The sequence below is a fragment of the Novosphingobium sp. Fuku2-ISO-50 genome (assembly GCF_001519055.1).
In the GTDB taxonomy this organism is placed as follows: domain Bacteria; phylum Pseudomonadota; class Alphaproteobacteria; order Sphingomonadales; family Sphingomonadaceae; genus Novosphingobium.
In genome coordinates this window covers 113,951-134,440 of the sequence record NZ_KQ954287.1, presented here as the reverse complement: position 1 = coordinate 134,440, position 20,490 = coordinate 113,951, and the positions used below count along the sequence as shown (strand labels likewise).

17 protein-coding genes are annotated in these 20,490 nt (G+C 65.7%); 10 read left to right on the top strand and 7 right to left on the bottom strand.

Annotation, left to right across the window (positions count from 1 at the left end; translation table 11 throughout):
* The first annotated feature begins 68 nt into the window (after positions 1 to 68).
* The 6 genes from lldD (at position 69) to AQZ50_RS06285 (ending at position 9,536) form a co-directional block, all read left to right on the top strand.
* Positions 69 to 1,223, top strand: coding sequence for an FMN-dependent L-lactate dehydrogenase LldD (gene lldD, locus AQZ50_RS06310; RefSeq protein ID WP_067744241.1), 1,155 nt, complete (start codon positions 69 to 71; stop codon positions 1,221 to 1,223).
* Positions 1,224 to 1,383: 160 nt separating this feature from the next.
* A complete protein-coding gene (locus AQZ50_RS06305; RefSeq protein ID WP_067744239.1) occupies positions 1,384 to 3,144 on the top strand; it encodes a PHA/PHB synthase family protein in 1,761 nt (586 codons plus the stop codon).
* A gap of 32 nt (positions 3,145 to 3,176) precedes the next feature.
* On the top strand, positions 3,177 to 4,178 hold the full coding sequence (locus AQZ50_RS06300) for an HlyD family secretion protein (RefSeq protein WP_067744236.1): 1,002 nt from the start codon (positions 3,177 to 3,179) through the stop codon (positions 4,176 to 4,178).
* Positions 4,175 to 6,967 carry a ribosome-associated ATPase/putative transporter RbbA gene (gene rbbA / locus AQZ50_RS06295; protein ID WP_067744233.1) on the top strand — a complete coding sequence of 931 codons (2,793 nt, stop codon included), beginning with the start codon at positions 4,175 to 4,177 and terminating at the stop codon, positions 6,965 to 6,967. The genes AQZ50_RS06300 and rbbA overlap by 4 nt, the downstream gene beginning before the upstream one ends.
* The gene (locus tag AQZ50_RS06290) at positions 6,967 to 8,091 is read left to right on the top strand and encodes an ABC transporter permease (protein WP_231730138.1); all 1,125 of its coding nucleotides are present in this window, start codon (positions 6,967 to 6,969) and stop codon (positions 8,089 to 8,091) included. The genes rbbA and AQZ50_RS06290 overlap by 1 nt, the downstream gene beginning before the upstream one ends.
* 5 nt (positions 8,092 to 8,096) lie before the next feature.
* On the top strand, positions 8,097 to 9,536 hold the full coding sequence (locus AQZ50_RS06285) for a TolC family protein (RefSeq protein ID WP_067744710.1): 1,440 nt from the start codon (positions 8,097 to 8,099) through the stop codon (positions 9,534 to 9,536).
* On the opposite strand, the gene AQZ50_RS06280 is transcribed toward AQZ50_RS06285, so the two are convergent.
* Positions 9,511 to 10,992: a phosphomannomutase gene (locus tag AQZ50_RS06280; protein ID WP_067744228.1), complete on the bottom strand. Its 1,482-nt coding sequence runs from the start codon at positions 10,990 to 10,992 to the stop codon at positions 9,511 to 9,513. The genes AQZ50_RS06285 and AQZ50_RS06280 overlap by 26 nt on opposite strands.
* Before the next feature lie 302 nt (positions 10,993 to 11,294).
* On the opposite strand from AQZ50_RS06280, the gene AQZ50_RS06275 reads away from it, so the two are divergent.
* Together AQZ50_RS06275 and AQZ50_RS06270 are read left to right on the top strand one after the other, a co-directional pair.
* A complete protein-coding gene (locus AQZ50_RS06275) occupies positions 11,295 to 12,449 on the top strand; it encodes a glycosyltransferase (protein ID WP_067744707.1) in 1,155 nt (384 codons plus the stop codon).
* Positions 12,450 to 12,551: 102 nt separating this feature from the next.
* Positions 12,552 to 13,043, top strand: coding sequence for a MarR family winged helix-turn-helix transcriptional regulator (locus tag AQZ50_RS06270; RefSeq protein ID WP_067744226.1), 492 nt, complete (start codon positions 12,552 to 12,554; stop codon positions 13,041 to 13,043).
* A 144-nt stretch (positions 13,044 to 13,187) separates the two neighbouring features.
* Here the strand turns inward: AQZ50_RS06270 and AQZ50_RS19985 are convergent, their stop codons facing one another.
* From AQZ50_RS19985 to AQZ50_RS06245, 5 genes are all read right to left on the bottom strand, one after another.
* Complete coding sequence (locus tag AQZ50_RS19985; protein WP_082703448.1) at positions 13,188 to 13,427, bottom strand: type II toxin-antitoxin system VapC family toxin; 240 nt, start codon at positions 13,425 to 13,427, stop codon at positions 13,188 to 13,190.
* The gene (locus tag AQZ50_RS06260) at positions 13,424 to 13,657 is read right to left on the bottom strand and encodes a type II toxin-antitoxin system Phd/YefM family antitoxin (RefSeq protein WP_067744223.1); all 234 of its coding nucleotides are present in this window, start codon (positions 13,655 to 13,657) and stop codon (positions 13,424 to 13,426) included. The genes AQZ50_RS19985 and AQZ50_RS06260 overlap by 4 nt, the downstream gene beginning before the upstream one ends.
* Before the next feature lie 152 nt (positions 13,658 to 13,809).
* Positions 13,810 to 14,796 (bottom strand): DarT ssDNA thymidine ADP-ribosyltransferase family protein, encoded by a 987-nt coding sequence (locus tag AQZ50_RS06255; RefSeq protein WP_067744220.1) that lies wholly within the window; start codon positions 14,794 to 14,796, stop codon positions 13,810 to 13,812.
* On the bottom strand, positions 14,787 to 15,698 hold the full coding sequence (locus AQZ50_RS06250) for a macro domain-containing protein (RefSeq protein WP_067744217.1): 912 nt from the start codon (positions 15,696 to 15,698) through the stop codon (positions 14,787 to 14,789). Before AQZ50_RS06250 ends, AQZ50_RS06255 begins: the two co-directional genes overlap by 10 nt.
* Before the next feature lie 348 nt (positions 15,699 to 16,046).
* Positions 16,047 to 17,135: a glycosyltransferase family 4 protein gene (locus AQZ50_RS06245; protein ID WP_231730137.1), complete on the bottom strand. Its 1,089-nt coding sequence runs from the start codon at positions 17,133 to 17,135 to the stop codon at positions 16,047 to 16,049.
* A 286-nt stretch (positions 17,136 to 17,421) separates the two neighbouring features.
* Between AQZ50_RS06245 and AQZ50_RS06240 the strand changes: the two genes are divergently transcribed.
* Together AQZ50_RS06240 and AQZ50_RS06235 are read left to right on the top strand one after the other, a co-directional pair.
* On the top strand, positions 17,422 to 19,035 hold the full coding sequence (locus AQZ50_RS06240; protein WP_067744214.1) for an oligosaccharide flippase family protein: 1,614 nt from the start codon (positions 17,422 to 17,424) through the stop codon (positions 19,033 to 19,035).
* A complete protein-coding gene (locus tag AQZ50_RS06235; protein ID WP_067744212.1) occupies positions 19,032 to 19,925 on the top strand; it encodes a glycosyltransferase family 2 protein in 894 nt (297 codons plus the stop codon). Before AQZ50_RS06240 ends, AQZ50_RS06235 begins: the two co-directional genes overlap by 4 nt.
* 138 nt (positions 19,926 to 20,063) lie before the next feature.
* Here AQZ50_RS06235 and AQZ50_RS06230 read toward each other — a convergent pair whose 3' ends face one another.
* Positions 20,064 to 20,414 carry an energy transducer TonB gene (locus AQZ50_RS06230; protein WP_067744210.1) on the bottom strand — a complete coding sequence of 117 codons (351 nt, stop codon included), beginning with the start codon at positions 20,412 to 20,414 and terminating at the stop codon, positions 20,064 to 20,066.
* Between the last annotated feature and the right edge of the window lie 76 nt (positions 20,415 to 20,490).

Below are 20,490 nucleotides of genomic sequence, written 5' to 3'. Positions count from 1 at the left end.
CTTGACCTTCGCCGTTCAGCGGTGAGGAATGCGCGCGATGCTGCCGTGGCGGCGCAGGAGAGTGCCCGATGATCATCGCCTCGATCCCCGATTTTCGCGAAGCGGCGCGGCGGCGCCTGCCGCATTTCCTGTTCGAATATATCGATGGCGGCAGCTATGCCGAAGTCACGCTGGGCCGCAATATCGCCGATCTTGAAGCGATCGCGCTGCGCCAGCGGGTGTTGCGCGACATTTCGCGGATCGACACGTCGACCGAACTGTTTGGCGTGAAGCAGGATCTGCCGGTGATCCTTGCGCCGGTCGGGCTGGCCGGGCTGGCGGCGCGGCGCGGCGAAACGCAGGCGGTGCGTGCGGCCAATGCCGCCGGGGTGCCGTTTACCCTGTCGACCGTCTCGGTCTGCCCGATTGCCGAAGTGGCGGCGGCGTCCGACCGGCCCTTCTGGTTTCAGCTCTACATGATTCGCGATCGCGCTTTCATGAAGGATCTGCTGGCTCAGGCGCGCGCGGCGGGATGCAGCGCGCTGGTGTTCACGGTCGATCTGCCGGTTCCGGGCAGCCGCTATCGCGATGTGCGTTCGGGGCTGTCGGGCGCGCCCGGTCTGGCGGGCGCCATGCGCCGCCTTGCCCAGGCCGCGGCGCGGCCAGACTGGGCATGGGATGTCGGCCTGTTCGGGCGGCCGCACCATCTCGGCAATGTCGCCCCGGTGTTGCAGGGCAAGACGGGCCTCAGCGATTTCCTCGGCTGGATGGGGCGCAATTTCGATCCCTCGATCACTTGGGCCGATCTCGATTTCCTGCGCGCCGAATGGCAAGGGGCGCTGATCATCAAGGGGATTCTCGATCCCGACGATGCGCGCCGGGCCGCAGAGCTTGGCGCCGACGGGATCGTCGTGTCGAATCATGGCGGGCGTCAGCTCGACGGGGTGCTGTCTTCGGCGCGGGCCTTGCCGGCGATTGCCGATGCCGTGGGCGATCGGCTGACCGTGCTGGCCGATGGCGGGGTGCGTTCGGGGCTCGATGTGGCAAGGATGCTGGCGCTGGGCGCGCGCGGGGTCATGCTCGGTCGCGCCTGGGCCTATGCGCTGGGGGCGGGTGGCGAGGCGGGGGTGGCACAGATGCTTCGGCTGATCGCTGCGGAACTGCGCGTCGCGATGGCGCTGGGCGGGGTGACCCGGATTGGCGAAATCGACCGCTCGGCGCTGGCCACCCCCGTCGCGCCATGATCCGGGAAAGTGACAATTTTTGTTTTTGGGCAGTGCCTTGCCCCATAACATAGGGTATTTGCCGAGAGGATTTGACGCGGCGCAATGATGCACTGCATCAAAAGCGGGATGAGCGAGCGCACGAACCATATTCGTGCCGACCGATCCCAGAGGTGCTGCTATGGCCGATGATCATGCCTTGCCGGAAGGCGACCCGTTCGACGGTGTCGCGCAGACGATCGACAATGCCGCCCGCGCGGCGGTTTCGCAGGCGACCGGCGGGCTTTCGCCGGTCACTCTGGCGCAGTCCTTTTCCGATTGGGCGCTGCACCTGGCCATTTCGCCCGGTCGGCAGATGGAATTGATGGGCAAGGCTGCGCGCAAGGCGATGCGGCTGACTCAATACCTTGCCGGTGCGGGCGCCGACGGGGCGCCGCCCGCGCCCGCGATCGAGCCTTTGCCGCAGGATCACCGCTTTGCCGATCCGGCATGGCGCAAGCAGCCGTTCGACACGATTGCGCAAGCTTTCCTGTTGCATCAGCAATGGTGGCACGCGGCGACCACGGGTGTGCGCGGGGTTTCGGCGCATCACGAGGCGGTGGTCGAATTTACCACGCGGCAGATTCTCGACATGGCCGCCCCGACCAATTTCATTGCCACCAATCCCGTGCTGCAACAGCGCATCATCGATACCGGCGGCCATTGCCTGATCGAAGGGGCGAAGCATTTCCTCGATGATATGCGCCGTTCGCTGTCGGGCGATCCGCCTGCCGGGGCCGAAGCGTTCGAGCCCGGTCGCGATGTTGCCGTGTCGCCCGGCAAAGTGGTCGCGCGCAACGAACTGATGGAGCTGATCCAGTATGCGCCGACGACCGAAAGGGTGCGGCCCGAGCCGGTGCTGATCGTGCCGGCGTGGATCATGAAATACTACATCCTCGATCTCAGCCCGCACAATTCGCTGGTGCGCTGGCTGACCGGTCAGGGGTTCACCGTGTTCATGATTTCGTGGCACAATCCCGACAGCGCCGATCGCAATCGCACCATGGACGATTATCGGCGGCTTGGCCCGATCGCCGCGCTCGATGCGATCAGTGCGATCACCGGTTCCCCCCATGTCCATGCCGCCGGGTATTGCCTTGGCGGCACTTTGCTGGCGATCACGGCGGCGGCATTGGCCCGCGACGGCGATAATCGGCTGGCAACCCTGACATTCCTTGCCGCGCAGACCGAGTTTTCCGAGCCGGGGGAGCTCGCGCTGTTCATCGACGAGGCGCAAGTCGATCTGATCGAGGCGATGATGTGGACGCGCGGCTATCTCGCCGGCGGCCAGATGGGCGGCGCGTTTCAGATCCTGCGCTCCAACGACCTCGTCTGGTCGCGAATCCTGACCGAATACCTGATGGGCGAGCGTGAGCCGATCAATGACCTGCTCGCGTGGAACGCCGATGACACGCGCATGCCTTATGCGATGCACAGCGAATATCTGAAGCGGATGTTCCTCAACAACGATCTGGCCGAAGGACGCTATCCGGTCGGCGGGCGCGCGGTCTCGCTGTCGGCGCTGCGCCAGCCGATTTTCATGGTCGGCACCGAAAGCGATCATGTCGCGCCGTGGCGTTCGGTGCACAAGCTGCATTTCCTGACCGGCGCCGAAATCCGCTTTGTCCTGACCAGTGGGGGGCACAACGCGGGGATCGTTTCCGAACCCGGCCATCCCCGCCGCCATTTCCATGTGGCGACGCGGCCTGCCGACGGTATCGCGCTGTCGCCCGACGAATGGCTGGCGCAGGCCGAGCCGCGCGAGGGATCGTGGTGGACCGATTGGGCCCAATGGCTGGTCGAGCGTTCCGGCCCGCCCGAGCCGCCGCCGCCGCTCGGTCGCGCAGAGGCGGGCTATCCCGCGCTTGACGCCGCGCCGGGTCGCTACGTTCACGAACGCTGATTTCCCCTCCCTCTCAAAAAAGTCTGGCGCCTATGGCGATTCGTCCCGCAACGATCCTTGTCCCCCTGGTTGCCGTCGCGCTCGTCGCGGGCGGTGTGGTGTGGTGGCGTGCGGAAACCCGTTCCGCGCTGCCGCCGGGGATTGTTGCCAGCAATGGCCGGCTCGAACTGACGCGCAGCGATGTCGCGGTCAAATACCCCGGTCGGCTGATCGCGCTCCATGTCGATGAAGGCGACGAAGTCCATGCGGGCGATCTGATTGCCGAAGAAGATCCCGCCGACACGCTGGCCCAGTTGCAACAGGCCGAGGCTGTTCGCGCGCGCGCGCTCGCCGCGACCAGCCGCGCTGCGGGCGAAACCGCTGCCCGCGAAAGCCAGGCCGGGATCGCCGCGATCGATCTGGACCAGACGGCAAGGCTCGATGCGCAAAAGATGGTCTCGCCGGTCGAACTGCAACAGCGGCGGCTCGCCTTTGCCGGCGCGGGTGCGGCGGTTGCGGCGGCGCGCGGGGGTATTGCCGAGGCGCGCGGCGCCGTGGCCGAGGCCGATGCCGGGATTGCCCGGCTGAAAAATGTCTTGAACGATTTGCGCATTGCCGCGCCGGGCCGCCCCGGCACGCGCTACAGCGTCGAATATCGCGTGGTCGAAAATGGCGCGGTGCTGCCTGCCGGGGGGCGGGTGGTGTCGCTGCTCAATCCCGATGACGTGACCTTGACGCTGTTTCTGCCTGCGGCAACGGTGGCAAGGCTTGCCGTGGGTGATGAGGCGCGGATCGTGCCCGAAGGGCTCGGCATCGCCATCCCGGCGCGGATCAGCTTTATCGCGCCCGATGCGCAGTTCACGCCGAAATTCGTCGAAACCGCCAGCGAACGCGAAAAGCTGTCGTACCGGGTCAAGCTGTCGATCCCCGCCGATCAGGCGCGCGCGCTCCATGGCCGGTTGAAGGCGGGGATGACCGCCGATGGCTATGTCCGCACCGATCCGCATCAGGGCTGGCCCAAACTGGGGTCGGCGTCGGCACGCAACGGGTCATGACGGGCGATCCCGGCCCGGCAATCCGTCTTGCCGGGGTGTCGCATCTCTATGGTGCGACATGCGCGCTCGATTCGATCACGCTCGACCTGCCGCGCGGCGAAGCGGTGGCGCTGGTTGGCCCCGACGGGGTGGGCAAATCGACGCTGCTCGGGCTGATCGCCGGGGTGCGGCGCCCGCAGACCGGGTATCTGAGCGTGCTTGGCCACGATCTTGTCGCCACGAGCGCGGGCAGCGAGGCGCGCGCCGCGTTTCTGTCGCGCATCGCCTATATGCCGCAAGGGCTGGGCAAAAATCTCTATCCGACGCTCAGCGTTGCGGAAAACATCGATTTCTTTGGCCGCCTGTTCGGGCTCGATGCCAAGGCGCGCGCGGCCCATACGCGGCGGCTGCTCGATGCGACCGGGCTGGCCCCCTTTCCCGACCGTCCGGCGGGCAAGCTGTCGGGGGGGATGAAGCAAAAGCTCGGGCTGTGCTGCGCGCTGGTCCACGATCCCGATCTCCTGATTCTCGACGAGCCGACCACCGGGGTCGATCCCCTGTCGCGGCGCCAGTTCTGGGATCTGGTCGATGCGATCCGCGCCGAACGGCCGGGGCTGACCGTGCTTGTCGCGACCGCCTATATGGACGAGGCGGAGCGCTTTGCGCATCTCGTGGCGATGGACGACGGGCGGATCATCGCCACAGGGCCGACCGCCGATGTCATCGCCGGGACGGGTGCCAAGACGCTGGAGGCCGCCTATATCCGCCTCTTGCCGCCCGAGCGTCGGCCGGAGGGCGACATGCTGGTGGTGCCCGCCTATGTCGCGCGCGACGAACCCCCGGCGATCGAGGCGCATGATCTGGTCCGCCGCTTTGGCGATTTCGTGGCCGTCGATCATGTCAATTTCAGCATCGCGCGCGGCGAGATCTTCGGCTTTCTCGGCTCGAACGGGTGCGGCAAGACCACCACCATGAAAATGCTGACCGGGCTGATCGATGCGACCGAAGGCAGCGCGACGCTGTTTGGCAAGACGATCGAGCCCGGCGACATGGCGACGCGGATGCGCGTGGGCTACATGAGCCAGGCCTTTTCGCTGTATGAAGAGCTGACCGTGCGGCAGAATCTGGCGCTTCATGCCCGGCTCTATCGCATTCCTGCGCCGACCGTCGCGGCGGTGATCGCGCGCTCGCTTGAAGAATTTGCGCTGGATGACGTGGCCGATGCCTTGCCCGGTGCCTTGCCGCTCGGCATTCGTCAGCGGCTGCAATTGGCTGCCGCCTGTCTGCACCGGCCCGAAGTGCTGATTCTCGATGAGCCGACCTCGGGGGTCGATCCGGCGGCGCGCGACATGTTCTGGCGCCATCTCGTGCGGCTGTCGCGCGAGGATCAGGTGACGATTTTCGTTTCGACTCACTTCATGAACGAGGCCGAACGCTGCGACCGCATCTCGCTGATGCATCGCGGGCGGGTGCTGGCAATGGGGCGCCCGGCCGATCTGGTGCGCGAACAGCATGCCGCCAATCTGGAAGATGCGTTCATCGCCGTGCTGGAAGTTGCCGAAGGGCCTGGCCGCGCCGCGCCCACCGCGCCTTCGCCCACCGCGCTTTCGGCGGATCGCCCTGCGCGCGGGGCTCTGTTTGGCTGGTTGGGGTTTGTCTGGGCCTTTGCCTTGCGCGAGGCGCTTGAGCTGTGGCGCGATCCGGTGCGGCTTGGCTTTGCGCTGATCGGCCCGCTCGTGCTGGCAGCGACGGCCAGTTTTGCCATTTCGTTCGACGTATCCGACATCCGCCTCATGGTGATCGATCACGACCGCAGCGCATCGAGCCGCGACCTCGTGCGCCATTTTCAGGGGTCGCGCTCGTTCCGCGTGATCGAGCCCGCCGGTGCTGCCGATCCTGATTCGGCCATGATCAGCGGCAAGGCGCAAGCCACGCTCGACATCCCGCCCGGATTCGGGCGCGATCTGGCCGCCGGGCGCCACCCCGAAGTGGGCATGGCCTTTGACGGAAGCAGCCCGTTCGTCGGGTCGAATGCGCAGGCTTTCGCGCAAATGATTCTGCTCGGCTATGAATTCGAGGCGCTGTCGGCCCATCCCGAAGCCGTGGCTGCCGATCCGCATCTGGCGCCGCTCGCCGGGATGCTGGCGGGGAGCGGGGGCGGGCTGCCGCTCGGCATCGCGCCGCGCTTTGTCTACAATCAGGAATTTCGCAGCATCTATGCCATGGCGCCGGGCGTGCTGATGCTGGCGATGATCCTGTTTCCCGCGATGCTGACCGCGCTTGGCGTCGTGCGCGAAAAGGAAATCGGCTCGATCATCAATCTTTATGCCTCGCCCGCCGGATCGGGCGCGTTCCTGCTCGGAAAGCAGGCGCCTTACGTCGTGGTCGGCATGGCCAGTTTCGCCAGCCTTGTCGTGTTGAGCGTCGTCGTGCTCGGCGTCCCGCTCAAGGGTTCGCTGCTTGCGCTCGCGGCGGGTGGCATGCTGTTTACGCTGGCCTCGACCGGGCTTGGGCTGATGATCTCGGCCTTTGTGCGCAGCCAGATTTCGGCGATGTTTGCCACGGCGCTGCTCTGCCTCATTCCGTCGGTCAATTTTTCCGGGCTGCTCTATCCGGTTTCGACGCTGGACGGCGCGTCATACTGGGTCGGGCTCTGTTTCCCGTCGGGGTGGTTTCAGATCATCAGCCTGGGCACGTTTACCAAAGGGCTGGGGTTGCTGAGCTTTGCGCGGCCTTACGCCGTGCTGTCGGCTTTTGCGCTCGGCTTTCTCGTCGCCGCGCAAGTCAGTCTGAGGAAACAGGCGGCATGATGCTGTGGTTTTCTAATGTCTGGACGCTTGCGGCCAAAGAGCTGCGCAGCCTGCTGATGGATCGCGTGCTGGTTGCGCTGATCCTGTTTGCCTTCAGCGTGGCGGTCCTGCTGGTCGCGCAAGGGGTCAAGGCCGAAGTCGCCAATGCGACCGTGGGGATCATCGATGGCGATCGCTCGGAACTGTCGCTGCGGCTGCGCGATGCGTTTCGCCCGCCCTATTTCAAGACGCCGCGCGATATTGCCCGTGCCGATGTCGCGCCGGCGATGGATGCCGGGCGGATCATTTTCGTGATCGAGATTCCGCCGCGATTCCAGGCCGACCTGATCGCCGGGCGCAGCCCCGAAGTGCAGGTTCTGGTCGATGCCACGGCGATGACGCAGGCCGGGCTCGGCGCGGCCTATATCCAGCAGATCGTTGCCGACGAAGCGCTCGAATTCCTCCATGCGCGGGGCTTGCTCGCCGCTGCGCCCGTGGGCGTGGTCAGCCATATCCGCTTCAACCCCAATGCGACGTCATCGTGGTATACCTCGGTCATGCTGATCGTCATCGATGTCACCGTGCTGGCGATCATTCTGGTCGGCGCGGCGGTGATCCGCGAACGCGAACACGGCACGATCGAACATCTTCTGGTCATGCCGGTCCGCGCGAGCGAGATCGCCTTTGCCAAGATCCTGGCCAATGGGCTGGTCATCTTCGTCGCCGCGTTTGGATCGCTGATTCTGGTGGTGCATGGCCTGTTGGGCGTGCCGCTGGCGGGTTCGCTCTGGCTGTTTGCCGGGGCGATGACGCTCTATCTGTTTGCGGTCACGGCGCTGGGCGTGTTCATGGCGACACTGGCCTCGTCGATGCCGCAATTCGGGATGCTGTCGGTGCCGGTCTATGCCATCGCCTATCTCCTGTCGGGCGCGGCGACGCCGATCGAATCAATGCCGCCCGATCTCCAGGTCGTGGCTCGCGTCCTGCCCACGACGCAGTTTGTCACGCTGTCGCAGGCCATCCTCTATCGCGGCGCGGGGATTGCCGCCGTCTGGCCGCAGATCCTGGCGATCACGGTCTGGGGCAGCCTGTTTGTCGGCCTTGCGCTGCAACGCTTTCGCGCCATGCTCGCGCGTCAGGGATGATTGTCATGAAACGCTCCATCGCCCTTTTCGCCGCCGTCTCGCTGGCAGGCTGTGTCGCCGTGCCGACGACGCAGCCGCATCGCGCGCCGGTCGTTCCGCCCGCTGCCTTTGTTGCGGCCGCGCCCGAAGTGTCGCTCGATCGCTGGTGGACCGCATGGGGCGATCCCGCGCTCGATCGGCTGGTCGATCGCGCCCTGGCGGCCAATCAGGATCTGCGCCTTGCCGCGGATCGGGTGCGTATGGCGCGGGCGATGGCGGCTGTCACCGAATCCGCGCTCTATCCGACGATTGCCGCCGGTGGCGCCGCCTGGGTCAGCGGCGGCAGCGGCACGATCAACGGCGAGCTGGGGCAGATTCTTTCGGCCTATCCCGGCAGCGCGACGGGCAGCGTCGGCAATGGGCAGATCCTCGGGCTTGGCGCGGCATGGGATCCCGACGTGTTTGGCGGTCGCCATGCCGATCGCGATGCGGCGCGCGCGATCGTGCTGGCCGCGTCCGACATCGCGGCGGGCATGCGGATCATGATCGCCGCCGATGTGGTTGAAAACTGGCAGCAGACGGCGGGGCTCAAGCGGCGGCTCGCGCTGCTCGATCAGGGGATCGCCAGCGCCGACGCGCTGATCGGCTATGTCCGCGCGCGGATGGCGGCGGGACAGACCGATGCGGCCGCGCTTGCCCATGCAGAGGCGGCGCGCGGGCGGATCGCGGCGCAGCGGCCCGCGCTGGTCGAACTGATTGCCATTCGCCAGCGGCGGCTGGCCGTGCTGGCGGGCGATCTGCCCGAAGCGGCGATCGATGTGCCCGGCGACAGCGGTATTGTGATTCCCCCGGCGCCCGGCGGCGGACTGCCGGCGGCGGTGCTCGCGCGGCGGCCCGATGTGCGCGCGGCAGAGGCAGCCGTTGTCGCGGCGGCGGCGCATCTCAAGAGTCTGGAAAGCGATCTCAAGCCGCATTTCACGATCGTCCTGGGCGACGGCGAAGGGCACATCGGGCTGACCGGCATTCCGGGGTACGACGGGCACATGGCTGTCGCCGGGATCGGCGGTTCGGTGCCGCTGTTCAATGCCGGGCGGCTGCGCGCGCGGGTCGTCGGCGGCGATGCAGAGCTTGATGCGATGTTGGCCGTGGCCGACCGCGCGACATTGGGCGCGCTCGAAGATGTCGAAGCGGCCAGCAGCCTGCGCCATGGCGCCGACCTTGCCCATGGCGTGCGCGAAACCGCGCGGATCGCCGCCGATCGTCAGACCAGCGTGACTGATGCCTTGTTCCGCGCCGGGCGCCGCACGCTGGGCGATGTGCTGGAAGCGCGGCTCGCCGCGATCAACGATGCCGACAGCGTCGAACAGGCGCGGATCGCCCAGGGCTCGGCCACAGTGCAGCTTTATCGCGCCTTGGGCGGCGGCTGGGACGCGCCGCCGGTCAGGAAAGGCCCATCAGCGCCTTGATCGCCTTCACCGCTGCGGCGTTGAGCGACACCGCTTCGGCTTCGCTCACGCCTTCGGTGTAACAGCGCAATTCGGGCGCATTGCCCGATCCGCGCAAGTGGATCACACCGCCATCGGCAAAGTGCGTGCGCACCCCGTCGGTATGGTCGATCGATTGCGCGGCCCCGGCAAAATCGCCGAACAGGCTGGTTTGCAGCGCGATCTGCGCCGCCGCATCACCCGCAGTCAGCTGCCCGAACAGTTTGGCACTGGCTTCGGGCGGAAACGGAATGATCCGGTCGGAATAGGTAAACCGCTGCGGCAAGTCGGCCAGTTGCGCCGAAACGCCGGGCGCTTTCGCGGCCAGCACTTCGAGAATCGGCAGCACCGCGTCGCGCGTCGGCAAGGCCACTGTCGGCCCCGCCTTGCCGGGGATGGCGCTGCCCAGCAGAAAGCCGCCATTGGCTTCATAGCCGACCACGCAGGCCGATCCGGCGGCCAGTTCGGCCTGCATCGCGCTGATCACATAAGGCGATCCGATGCGCGTGCGCACCACTTTGGCAAAGCGGTGCGACACTTCGACGGCGGTATTGCTGCTGACCGGGGTGACCACGCTGGTCGCGCCGACCACGCTGGCGCACAGAATGCCCAGCACATCGCCGCGCAGCCATTTGCCGGTTTCATCGGCAATCAGCGGGCGGTCGGAATCGCCGTCGGTCGAAACGATCGCGTCGAAATGATACTGCGCGGCCCATTCGCGTGCCAGCACCACGTCTTCGGGCCGGATCGCTTCGGTATCGACGGGCACGAACACTTCGGAACGGCCCAGCAGTTCGATCTCGGCGCCCAGCCCGACCAGAATCCGCGCGAGAATGTCGCGCCCGACCGCCGAATGCTGATAGACGCCGACGCGCTTGCCCGACAGCGCGCCTGCGCCGAAATGGTCGATATAGCGCTGCACATAGGGGTTTTCCGCGTCGCTGACCGGGGGCAGCGTTTCGACTTCGACCAGCATGCCCGCCGCATCGAAGCGACCGCCGCCCAGATCGACGACTTGCCGGCTCATCCCGGCTTCGTCTTCCTTGAGCACTTCGCCCGCCGAGCGATAGAATTTGATGCCGTTGCGGTCGGCCGGGATATGGCTGCCGGTGACCATCAGCGAGGGAATGCCGCGCGCAAAGGAAAACAGCGCCAGAGCCGGGGTCGGGACATAGCCGCAAAACACCGGAACCCCGCCCAGATCGCGTATCGCCCGCGCGCAGGCGGCCAGGATGCGCGGCGAGCTGGGGCGAAGATCGCCCGCCAGCGCCACTTCGCCGCCGGGCGCAAATTCGCCCTGTTCGGCCATATAACCCAGAAATCCGGCAGTATAGCCATAGCAGACCCGGTCGGTCATGGCTGTAACCAGACCGCGCGCGCCGCTCGTGCCAAAGGCCACGCCGCATTCCAGCATCAGATCTTTTACCGTGATCGTCATCACTGCCTCTTTTTCTGGAATCGAGCCGGGTGGCCGCGTCGTTATGGGCCGCATATGGCCTTCATGGTGTGCGAATGCCAGCCCCGTTCGGCTCGATTGGGCCCGTATTTGCCGCGCTTTGGCAAGATGGGCCGGATTTGGTGCTAACCTTGCGCCGCCGTCATGCGCGCAAAGGCCTGCAAAATCGCTCCCGGCGCGGCGCCAGACCCCGTCTGGCCGGTCGGAAGCGGAGCCGCTTGCGGTTTTTTGCAGGCGCCTTGCCCCGCATTGTCGCCTTTGACGATTATCTGCAGGGGCAAGACATGGCGCTGGGCGCAAAGGGACCAAGGGTCGCGATCATCCATTACTGGCTGGTCGGCATGCGCGGCGGCGAACGCGTGCTCGAACGCTTGTTGCGGCTCTATCCCGGCGCCGACATCTTTACCCATGTCGTGCGCCCCGATCGGCTGTCCGATACGATCCGCGCGCATCGTATCCAGACCACGTTCATTGCCAAATTGCCCGGCGCGCAGCGGTTTTATCAGCATTACCTGCCGCTGATGCCGATGGCGCTCGAAGCGTTGGACTTGCGCGGATACGATCTGGTGATCAGCAGCGAGGCGGGCCCGGCCAAAGGCGTGATCGCGCCGCCCGATGCGTTTCATCTGTGTTATTGCCATTCGCCGATGCGCTATTTGTGGGATCATTTTCACGATTACCACGCGCGCGCCGGCTGGCTGACCAAGCGGGTCATGCCGTCGATGTTTCACCGCTTGCGCCAATGGGATGCGATCTCGGCGCAGCGGCCCGACCGCGTCCTGGCCAACAGCGCGTTCATCGCCCGGCGCATCCGCAAATCGTGGGGCCGCGACGCGGCTGTGGTCCATCCGCCGATCGATGTGGCGCGGTTTGGCCTGTCGGACACGGTGGACGGGCCTTACTTGTGGGTCGGGCAGATGACCCCCTACAAGCGGGCCGATCTGGTGGTCGATGCCTTTGCCCGGCTCGGCCTGCCGCTGCTGATGGTCGGCACCGGCGAAATGGCCGCCGATGTCGCGCGCCGCGCCACGCCCAACGTGACGATCGTCCCCCGGCTCGATTTCGCCGCGCTGACCCGTGCTTATGCGCAATGCCGCGCGCTGATTTTCCCGGCGGAAGAGGATTTCGGCATGATCCCGGTGGAAGCCAACGCCTCGGGCCGCCCGGTGATCGCCTATGCCGGCGGCGGCGCGCGCGAAACGGTGATCGACGGCGAGACCGGCCTGTTCTTCGACGAGCAATCGGTCGAATCGCTGATCGACGCGGTCGAACGCTGCGAAGCGTGGCTGAGCGACTTTTCCCCCGCCGCCGCGCTGGCCAACGCCCGCCGCTTCGCCCCCGAAGTGTTCGACGCGGGCATCCGCGCCGCCGTCGCGCAAGGGTTGGGCCTCGAGACCGACTTGCGCGACGTAAGCACCCCGATCCGCCGCATCGGTTAGCGGGTACAGCGCGGCGGGGGCCTTTCGATCACGGGAATTAGGTGTAATGCGCAAGTGTATTCCTCGCGCAGATGAGCCAAGAAAAACTTGCAAAACACACACATGTCACCCCGATTGGACCGCCTGCACACCGCTGTGCTCGACATCGTCGCGATGATGAACGGCCCGGAACGTGACGCGGTGCTGATCCGCGAAGCGGGGATCGCGCTTGATCGCGCGCTGTTTCCGCTGCTGGTCCTGACCGGCAGACTGGGCCCGATCGGCGTGAGGGATCTGGCCGACCGGGTGGGCCGCGATCACACCACCGTCAGCCGCCAACTCGCCCGGATGGAAACGCAGGGCCTGATCGCCCGCATCGTCGACACCACCGACCGCCGCCGCCGCGCCTGTGTGTTGACGACGCCCGGGCAGGCCATGGTCGCCTGTATCGATTCCGCCCGCGAACACCTGCTCCGCCGCAGCTTTGCCGACTGGACCGCAACCGACATCGACGCCCTCGTCCGCCTGACCACCCAATTCGCCGCCGCCATGCGCCGCGCCCAATCAGAAGACGACGAAAGCGCCGCCGGGGATGCCCAAGTCGCCCCACGATGATTGCGATGGCCTGCGCGAAGCCGAGTCCCCATAACTACGTTCAGCAGGCCGGATCGGTTGCATTCGTTATCATGGCCGCCGTTTGCAGCCTGATTTTGGCTTGCTGTGACGGGCCATTTGGCCAGGTGGCCGGTTATCAGGCTTTTACCAGAGGCGCTGGACGGCAAAACTGTCGAACAAGGCTTCGTTGGAAACCAGCCGCATGCCCTCGGCCAGTGCCTGGGCGATCAGGACGCGGTCGAACGGGTCTTTGTGGGTGATGTTCATCTCGCCTGCGAGGCCATTGCCGATGAAGCCAACACGATTGCAGTGAGCGCGGCGGCTCAAGGCCTCGTCGCCCGCCAGCCACCAGATCAAGACGTGCGTATCGAGCAGCAATCTCAAGCGAGATTCCACCCATCCAGCTCATCCTCGGGCAGCGGCTCATGGAAGCTCGCATCCAGAGCGATCTTGCCCTTCAGCGCCCCGAACACGCGGCACCCAACCGGCTCGACCGGCACGAGCCGCACCACCGGCACACTGCCACGCGCGATCACCAATTCACCGCCCGCCAAGGCGTCAGCGATCAGACGGGACAAGTTGGTCTTGGCATCGTGAACCGAGAACTGAGCCATAAGGCACCTCCTTGGCTAACCATACAGCTAAGCGCGATACCTGCTGCCAGCGCCGCCCGCACTCCCGATTACGGGAGAGGCCGCAATCGCCGTAAAAGCTGACATCCAGAGTGACCCGAAAACTACCTAATGGCGGTCATTCGTTCATTCATCTAGAACAAGGTGTCGCCCAGCACCATGTGGCTCTGATAAGCGAGCTGTCCCTCGAGACGGACCTCCACGAAGTACATGTCGTGCGTCAGCGGATGCCGCCAGATCCAATTTTTCCGCGGGTCTGGTGGAACCGGTTCGTGAGCTTCGTTGTAGAAGTCGACGACGCGGCGTCCGTTGCTGTCCCAAACATCGATCTGCAGTGCGATCTTCTGACCGTCTTTCCGCGAGTTGAGCCGGAAAATCACCCCTTCACTCGTCAGGCGCAGAACGTTCACAAAGGCGTATTCCTTCTCGAACACCTTCAAGGCATCCGACACATGGCAGAAGCGCTCCCATTCCCCTCTTTGGTCGCCGAGCATGTGCAGCAACGTTTCCTTTTCAGGCTCAGAGCGTAGGCAAATGCTGCGTAGCGTGCCGGCCAAGGCGAGAGGGGAGGGTGCAAGAACTTCTGCGCATCTCGCATCGGTTAGCGACCGATCGCGACCAGTGCCTCCCTCGGAAAAGACTTTCGCGAAAGGAATCTGGGCGAAATAGGCCTCGCTGTCACCCGGTACGGCTCCTGCAAGCTGCATATTCTTGTCTGAGAAACGAACGCCGGGCCGGGTCAGCACCGATCGCGCATCGAGCAAGAACATCACAAGGACCGGAGCATGGGCATCGTTGCCGTAGTGGCATTCGCCGGGTTTGCGGATACCCTCAATATGCCACTGCGTCGGTGTCTTGGGCCGGAAATAGAGCCGGACTGAACCGTGCGCGTGATTACGCGCATCTATGACCCCTGGTGCCGCGACGTCGCGGGCGCGTTGGCTGGCGGCATCGTTTCTGGAGCGCAGACACCCGTCGCGAAGAATGGCGGCTGCATTTTCGACCGGTGCATGGTGGAACAGGTGCAAAGGCCAGTGCCTGCGGTGGGCATAGACCGGGCTGGTGAGTTCGCCTTGCCAACGCGCGATATGTTGGCCGACGAACGCCTCGCTCAATGCCATGCGAGTTCTTGCTGCCCGCGTGTTTGGCCGGTGGACACCGCCCCGCCGAGGTTGGGGCGCGGCTCTACCGCGAACTCTGGATCGGACCGGCCAGGACGCTGGATTTGGACTGGCCGCATATCGGGAAGGACACTGAGGAGCGAGAGCAGTGGCTCGCCGCCGGCCTTGACCGACCACCCCGCGTTCTCCCGAGTGACCAATCCGGACCGCATGTCGAACCAAACGCCGCGCAAATCGTCTTCCTCAAGCACGCAGCTGCTGGTTTCGGTCTCGATCGCCAGCACGTTGTCATCGCGAAAACTGGCCCGAAACGAGGACCGGGCGTCAAGTGTCGTCATCTCGCCGTTCGCCACCGTGAGCGCTTCGCCGATCGAGGCAATGAAGCTGTCGAAACTGCCGCTTGAGACGCCCGCGTCTATCAACGCGCGGGCAATTGGCTCGAGGTGCTCAGGCAAGCCGACATCGACGGTGTAGTCGTGGATATAGACCGGGATTGGGAGCTTCGCGAGATAGTGCTCCATGAGCAGGCTTACATCAGCCCAGTCTAAATTGCCGTTTCCACAGCCGAGCTGGGGAAACGAAATCTCCGTGATACCCTGGTCAGCATAGGCGGACACAAACTTTGCCAGACCTTGCTCGATCCATTCGATCCGCGAGGGGTTGCGCCAATGTACCTTGGTCGGGAAGTTCAGCACCCAGTTGCCCTTTCCGCGCCACAGCCAGAGCTTGCCGGGCTCCAGCGCGTGCTGATCGCAGATGCGCTTGTAAGCCTTGAACATGTCCGGCTCGCGCTCCTTGAACGCGTGAGCTAGGCCCTTACCCATGACCCCAACACAATTGACGGTGTTCACCAAGGTTTGGGCCGGCGATTCAAATATACTGGTCCTACGGTAGATCAACATCGACCGCTTCCTTGGGACGACGAACGGCTTTTCGCATGGCCGCTGCAATGTGGAACATAATACGAACATCTCAATAGCAAATCGGCGGCGCCATGTCCAGTTGGCCAAATGCTAGCAATGCAAGTTAGCAAGCCGAGCCTTCCTTTGGCAATCTGCGGGCCGGGACATTTACACCTCTGGGGCCTGAAAGAGAGTGGCCGCCAAGTCGTCTCGCAGTGGCTGAATTTTTGGGGCGCGTGGCTGATGAAGGCAGTAAACGTCAGGATCTGCAGCTTATCACACGCAAGTTTTGCGAAGGAGCCGTTCCGGTCCGTCCGCAAATGCCGCCGTGCAACCCCCACGCCCCCATCAGATCGCCAGCAGTTCCTCGATCAGGCGTTCGGCGGCGGCGCGCCAGGTGAAGCGGGCGGATTGGGTTTGGCCGGTGGTGATCAGGTGGTGGCGCAAGGTGGGGTCTTGGCCGAGGCGGAGGATGGCCTTGATCCAGGGGGCGGGGTCGGTGGGGTCGGCGTAGAGTGCGGCGTCGCCGCAGACTTCGGGCAGGGCGCCGGCCTTGGCGACGATCGCGGGGCAGCCGGATTGCATCGCTTCGAGCGGGGGCAGGCCGAACCCTTCCGTGGATGAAGGGAACGCCATGCAGCGGGCGGTGGTGAACAGCGCGGCGAGTTCGCTGTCGTTGATGCGCCCGGCAAAGCGCACGTTGTCGGGCATGGCATGGCCGGCGGCGCGAAAGGCTTCGGCGCCTTGCGCACCGAACAGGACCAGCGTCATGTCGGCGAGCGCGGGATCGGCGAACGCGCGCAGCAGCATCGGGATGTTCTTGTGCGCCTGGGTATTGGCCAGCGAGATGACGAAGCGATCCGGCTGCAGGCCGAGGCGGTCGAGAATGGAAAGGTCGGGCTGCGCCTTGCCAATATGGTCGATGCCGTTGTGAATGACGCGGATGGCTTCATCGGGTGCCACGCCAAAGCGGACCAGTTGGGCGCGCGAAAATTCCGAAACGGTCAGAATGCGGCGGTGGCGATGGCCGATGATCCCCTGCTGGAATCGATACCAGGCGCGAAACGAGGGGCTATAGCTTTCAGGCGTGATGTGGATTTGTGCATCGTGGATCATCGTGACCGAATTGGCCGCGGCCATCACGCCGACATTGCACAAGCTGAGAATCATCGTCCCGCGCGCCATCAGCGGCAGAGTCACTTGTTCCCATACGCGTCCGCCGAGCGGGCCGACCACGCGATAAGGCACGCCCAGCGCCGCCGCGCCGCCGCGCGCGCCCGGCGGAACCCATAGTTCAAAGGCGATCCGCTGCGCCAGCGGTTGCCCTTCCTGTGTCAGCGCGTGGCATTGGCGCGTCAATTCTTCGGCCACGCGGTGAACCCCGGTGGAACCGCCGAGCAGAAACCTGCCGTTGATGATGACCTTGCGCGGGTACACCAAGAATCCTTGCTCCGGCGTCGAATGCGGTTGCGAAATGGCGTTGGTCGACTGGCCTGTCCGCGATCTTTGTCGGGCGCTCTGGTTCAGGCAATCGCGAGTTCGACCATTATCGAGGGGACTGGGGCCGGATTGCTCCGCTTCGCAGAGGGCCCCGCTGCGCGCAGTTCATGCAGGCCGCGATGCGCGTGTCGAGGGGCGGCCTCGCGACTCGGGTGCGCGGGAAGGGTTCAATATCGCGGCTTCGGCGATTGCCCGGCGGGGCCTGCCGGGGTCAGTTGGACCGGTGAAACTGGAAACGATCGACAGTACGGCGGCGGGCCTGCGCCTGACCGCACCTTTGCGCGACGGGCGGCGCGTGCCCAAAACCGGGCCTGAGCGAACCAGTCTGGCGCGAACAGGAATACGCGCGCGGGCGATGGGCGCAGGCGGGCTGGCATTGGCCCGGATCGCCGCGCAGGCGATGCAGTTCGCGCTGTTTCTTTATGCCGCGCGGGTGCTGACGACTGCCGATTTCGGGGTGTTCAGCCTGGCCTTTGCGATCATTGTCGGGCTGACCGTGCTGGCCGAGGCGGGCTGGCGCGAATGGGTGCTTTGTGCGCCGACGCCGCGCCAGATCGATGAGGCGGGCGCGGCGGCGCTGATGACCGGGGCGGTGATCGCGGTGCTGGGCATGGCCTTGATCGCGCTGGGTCGGCATCTGGGGTTCGCTCCGGAATTGGCGATGATGGCGGGGCTGCTGCTGCCGTGGGTCGTCGCGCGACCGCTGGTTTCGGTGCAGATGGGGGTGCTGACGCGGGCCGGGCGGCTGCGCCACATGGCCGTTGTGCAATGGCTGTGCGAGGCGGCGGGTTTTGTCGCGGGGGTCGCGCTGCTGCATCACGGCGCCGGGCTGGCAGCGCTCGCCTGGGCGAAACTGGCGCTGCTCGGCGTCGAACTGGGCGGCTATACGCTCGGGGCGGGTCGGCTTGGCCTTGCCGTGCCGCGCGCTGCGGGGCTGGGCGAGATGACTCGCTTTTCGTGGCATATTCTGGCGGCGCGGGTGCTGACCTATCTTCAGGGCAATCTGACCACGCTGGTTATCGGCGCGGCGTTTTCGCCCGCGCTGGTCGGGATTTATCGCGCGGCGATGCGGCTGGGCGGGACGGCGCAGGAAGTGATCCGCGAACCGGCGCGCGCGGTCGGCTGGTCATGGCTGCGCGCCGCGCTCGATCGCGACAACGGCTCGGGCGCGATGCACCTGTCGCGAGGGGCTGCGGCGGTTCCCTTGCGGCTCCATGCCACGGCGCATCAGTTTCTCGATGTCGCGGTTACCGTGGGCGCCGCGCTGTTTGTCGTGCTCGCGCTTGAATCGACCGGCGTGGTGCGGCTGCTGCTCGGGGCGCGCTGGTCGGGCGCGGCGGGGCTGGTCATGGTCTTGTCGCTGGGGATGATCGCCCGGCTGCCGCAGGCGCTGGCCGAGCCGCTGTTCCCGCTGATCGGCAAGGCCTGGCTGACCCGGCGTCAGGCGCTGTTGACGGCGGGGGCGGGGCTGGGCTGCTTTCTGCTCGCGCTGCCGTTCGGGATCATGGCGGTGGCGCTGGGCGACATGATTGCCGCCTTGCTGATGCTGGGGCCGCTGCTGTTTTATCTCGTGGCCGAAGGCGGGCTGTCGCTGCGGCTGGCGCTGCGTCCGTTTGCGCTGGCGCTGGTCTCGGGGCTGGGCTGCGCCGGGGTCGCGCTGATGCTGGCGCCGGCCGGTCAGGATGCCGGGTTTGCCGCGATCCTCGTGCTCATGCGCAATTCGCTCGCGCTCGGCGCGGTCTTTGTCGCGATCCAGCTGGCCTTGCGCCGCCTGATGCCCGCGCACCTGATTTTCCGTTCCTTTCCCGTTTTCAAGACCAAGGAGACAGTCCGATGACCCATGCGCCAGATCATTTGCGCGTCGCGGTGATCATTGCCTCGACCGGGCGCCCCGAATGCGTGGCATCGGTCATCCGCGACCTTTCGCGCCAGACTCGGGCGCCCTCGCGGATCATCGTGTCGGTTGCGGCGGAGCGCGATTTGCCGCCGGCGCATCTGCGCAAGGGCTGCGAGGTGGTCATTGCGCGGCGGGGTCTGCCGGCGCAGCGCAATGCCGGTCTCGATCATCTGGCCGGAGACGGCGATGTCGTGGTGTTTTTCGATGATGATTTCGTGCCTTCGCGCCATGCCGTGGCCGGGATCGGGCGGTTGTTTGCCGATCGTCCCGATGTGGTCGGCGCGACGGGCGTGGTTCTGGCCGACGGGATCAAGACGCCGGGCATTCCCTATACCCGCGCCGAAGCGATCGTTGCCGCGCATGACCGCAAGGCGCTCCGCACGCCCGCCAGACTGCGCGACGTGCCCGATCTTTACGGATGCAACATGGCCTTTCGCCTGTCCGCGCTCGACGGCCTGCGTTTTGACGAGCGGCTAAAACTCTATGGCTGGCAGGAGGATGTCGATCTGTCGGTGCAAGTCAGCCGACGCGGGCGCATGGTGGCCAGCGATGCCTTTGTCGGCGTACACCTGGGCACCAAATCGGGCCGTACATCGGGTGTGCGGCTAGGCTATTCGCAAGTTCAAAACCCGATTTATCTCTGGCGCAAGGGGACGATGCCGGGGGCCAAGGCCTGGCGGCTGATGATGCGCAATCTCGCCACCAATCACGTGCGCAGCCTCTGGCCCGAACCCTGGGTCGATCGGCTGGGCCGGGTGCGCGGCAACTGGATGGGCTTTGCCGACGTCATGCGCGGTCGGCTGACTCCCGAACGGATCGAGGATCTGTAACCAAAAAGAGGGGGGCGGATTGCTCCGCCCCCCGATCGCCCCGGCCGTGAAAGGGCGGGGCTTTCCAGGGAAATGCGGCTGCCGACGGGAGAGGGGGCTAGGCGGCAGCCGACTGGAAAAACGGATAGTCCAGGGCGTTCAGAGCAGCTTCCAGGTGATCGGAACGGTGACTGCGGTCGGCCCGCCCGGAGGGGCAGGCACCTGGCCGGCGCGCGTGGGCAGCGCCAGCGCTTCCTTGTCCAGCGTCGAAGAGCCGGAGGGGCTGACCAGCTCGGTGCGTTCGACCGCGCCGCTCGCGCTGATGAAGATCTTTACTTTGGCCGTACCTTCCTCGCCGCGCATTTGTGCGCTGCGTGGATACGTCTGTTTGGCCGCGATGGTGCGCGCGACCGATTTGATCCAGTCGGCCGACTGCGCCGAGGCCGTTGTCGGGGCCAGGGTCAGGGCGGACATGCCGAGGGCGATGGACAGGGCCAGAGTCTTGGGCATTGTGGCGTCCTTCTTTTTGGGGGGGGACAGGCGGGGGGAGTGCCGGGGGACTTGCGGTAAAAAGCTGCTTTCTCAA

Excerpts from the sequence above, each read along its gene's own strand:
- lldD (WP_067744241.1), top strand. The coding sequence starts at position 69 with ATGATCATCGCCTCGATCCCCGATTTTCGCGAAGCGGCGCGGCGGCGC.
- AQZ50_RS06305 (WP_067744239.1), top strand. The coding sequence starts at position 1,384 with ATGGCCGATGATCATGCCTTGCCGGAAGGCGACCCGTTCGACGGTGTC.
- AQZ50_RS06300 (WP_067744236.1), top strand. The coding sequence starts at position 3,177 with ATGGCGATTCGTCCCGCAACGATCCTTGTCCCCCTGGTTGCCGTCGCG.
- rbbA (WP_067744233.1), top strand. The coding sequence starts at position 4,175 with ATGACGGGCGATCCCGGCCCGGCAATCCGTCTTGCCGGGGTGTCGCAT.
- AQZ50_RS06290 (WP_231730138.1), top strand. The coding sequence starts at position 6,967 with ATGCTGTGGTTTTCTAATGTCTGGACGCTTGCGGCCAAAGAGCTGCGC.
- AQZ50_RS06285 (WP_067744710.1), top strand. The coding sequence starts at position 8,097 with ATGAAACGCTCCATCGCCCTTTTCGCCGCCGTCTCGCTGGCAGGCTGT.
- AQZ50_RS06280 (WP_067744228.1), bottom strand. The coding sequence starts at position 10,992 with ATGACGATCACGGTAAAAGATCTGATGCTGGAATGCGGCGTGGCCTTT.
- AQZ50_RS06275 (WP_067744707.1), top strand. The coding sequence starts at position 11,295 with ATGGCGCTGGGCGCAAAGGGACCAAGGGTCGCGATCATCCATTACTGG.
- AQZ50_RS06270 (WP_067744226.1), top strand. The coding sequence starts at position 12,552 with ATGTCACCCCGATTGGACCGCCTGCACACCGCTGTGCTCGACATCGTC.
- AQZ50_RS06260 (WP_067744223.1), bottom strand. The coding sequence starts at position 13,657 with ATGGCTCAGTTCTCGGTTCACGATGCCAAGACCAACTTGTCCCGTCTG.
- AQZ50_RS06255 (WP_067744220.1), bottom strand. The coding sequence starts at position 14,796 with ATGGCATTGAGCGAGGCGTTCGTCGGCCAACATATCGCGCGTTGGCAA.
- AQZ50_RS06250 (WP_067744217.1), bottom strand. The coding sequence starts at position 15,698 with ATGTTGATCTACCGTAGGACCAGTATATTTGAATCGCCGGCCCAAACC.
- AQZ50_RS06235 (WP_067744212.1), top strand. The coding sequence starts at position 19,032 with ATGACCCATGCGCCAGATCATTTGCGCGTCGCGGTGATCATTGCCTCG.
- AQZ50_RS06230 (WP_067744210.1), bottom strand. The coding sequence starts at position 20,414 with ATGCCCAAGACTCTGGCCCTGTCCATCGCCCTCGGCATGTCCGCCCTG.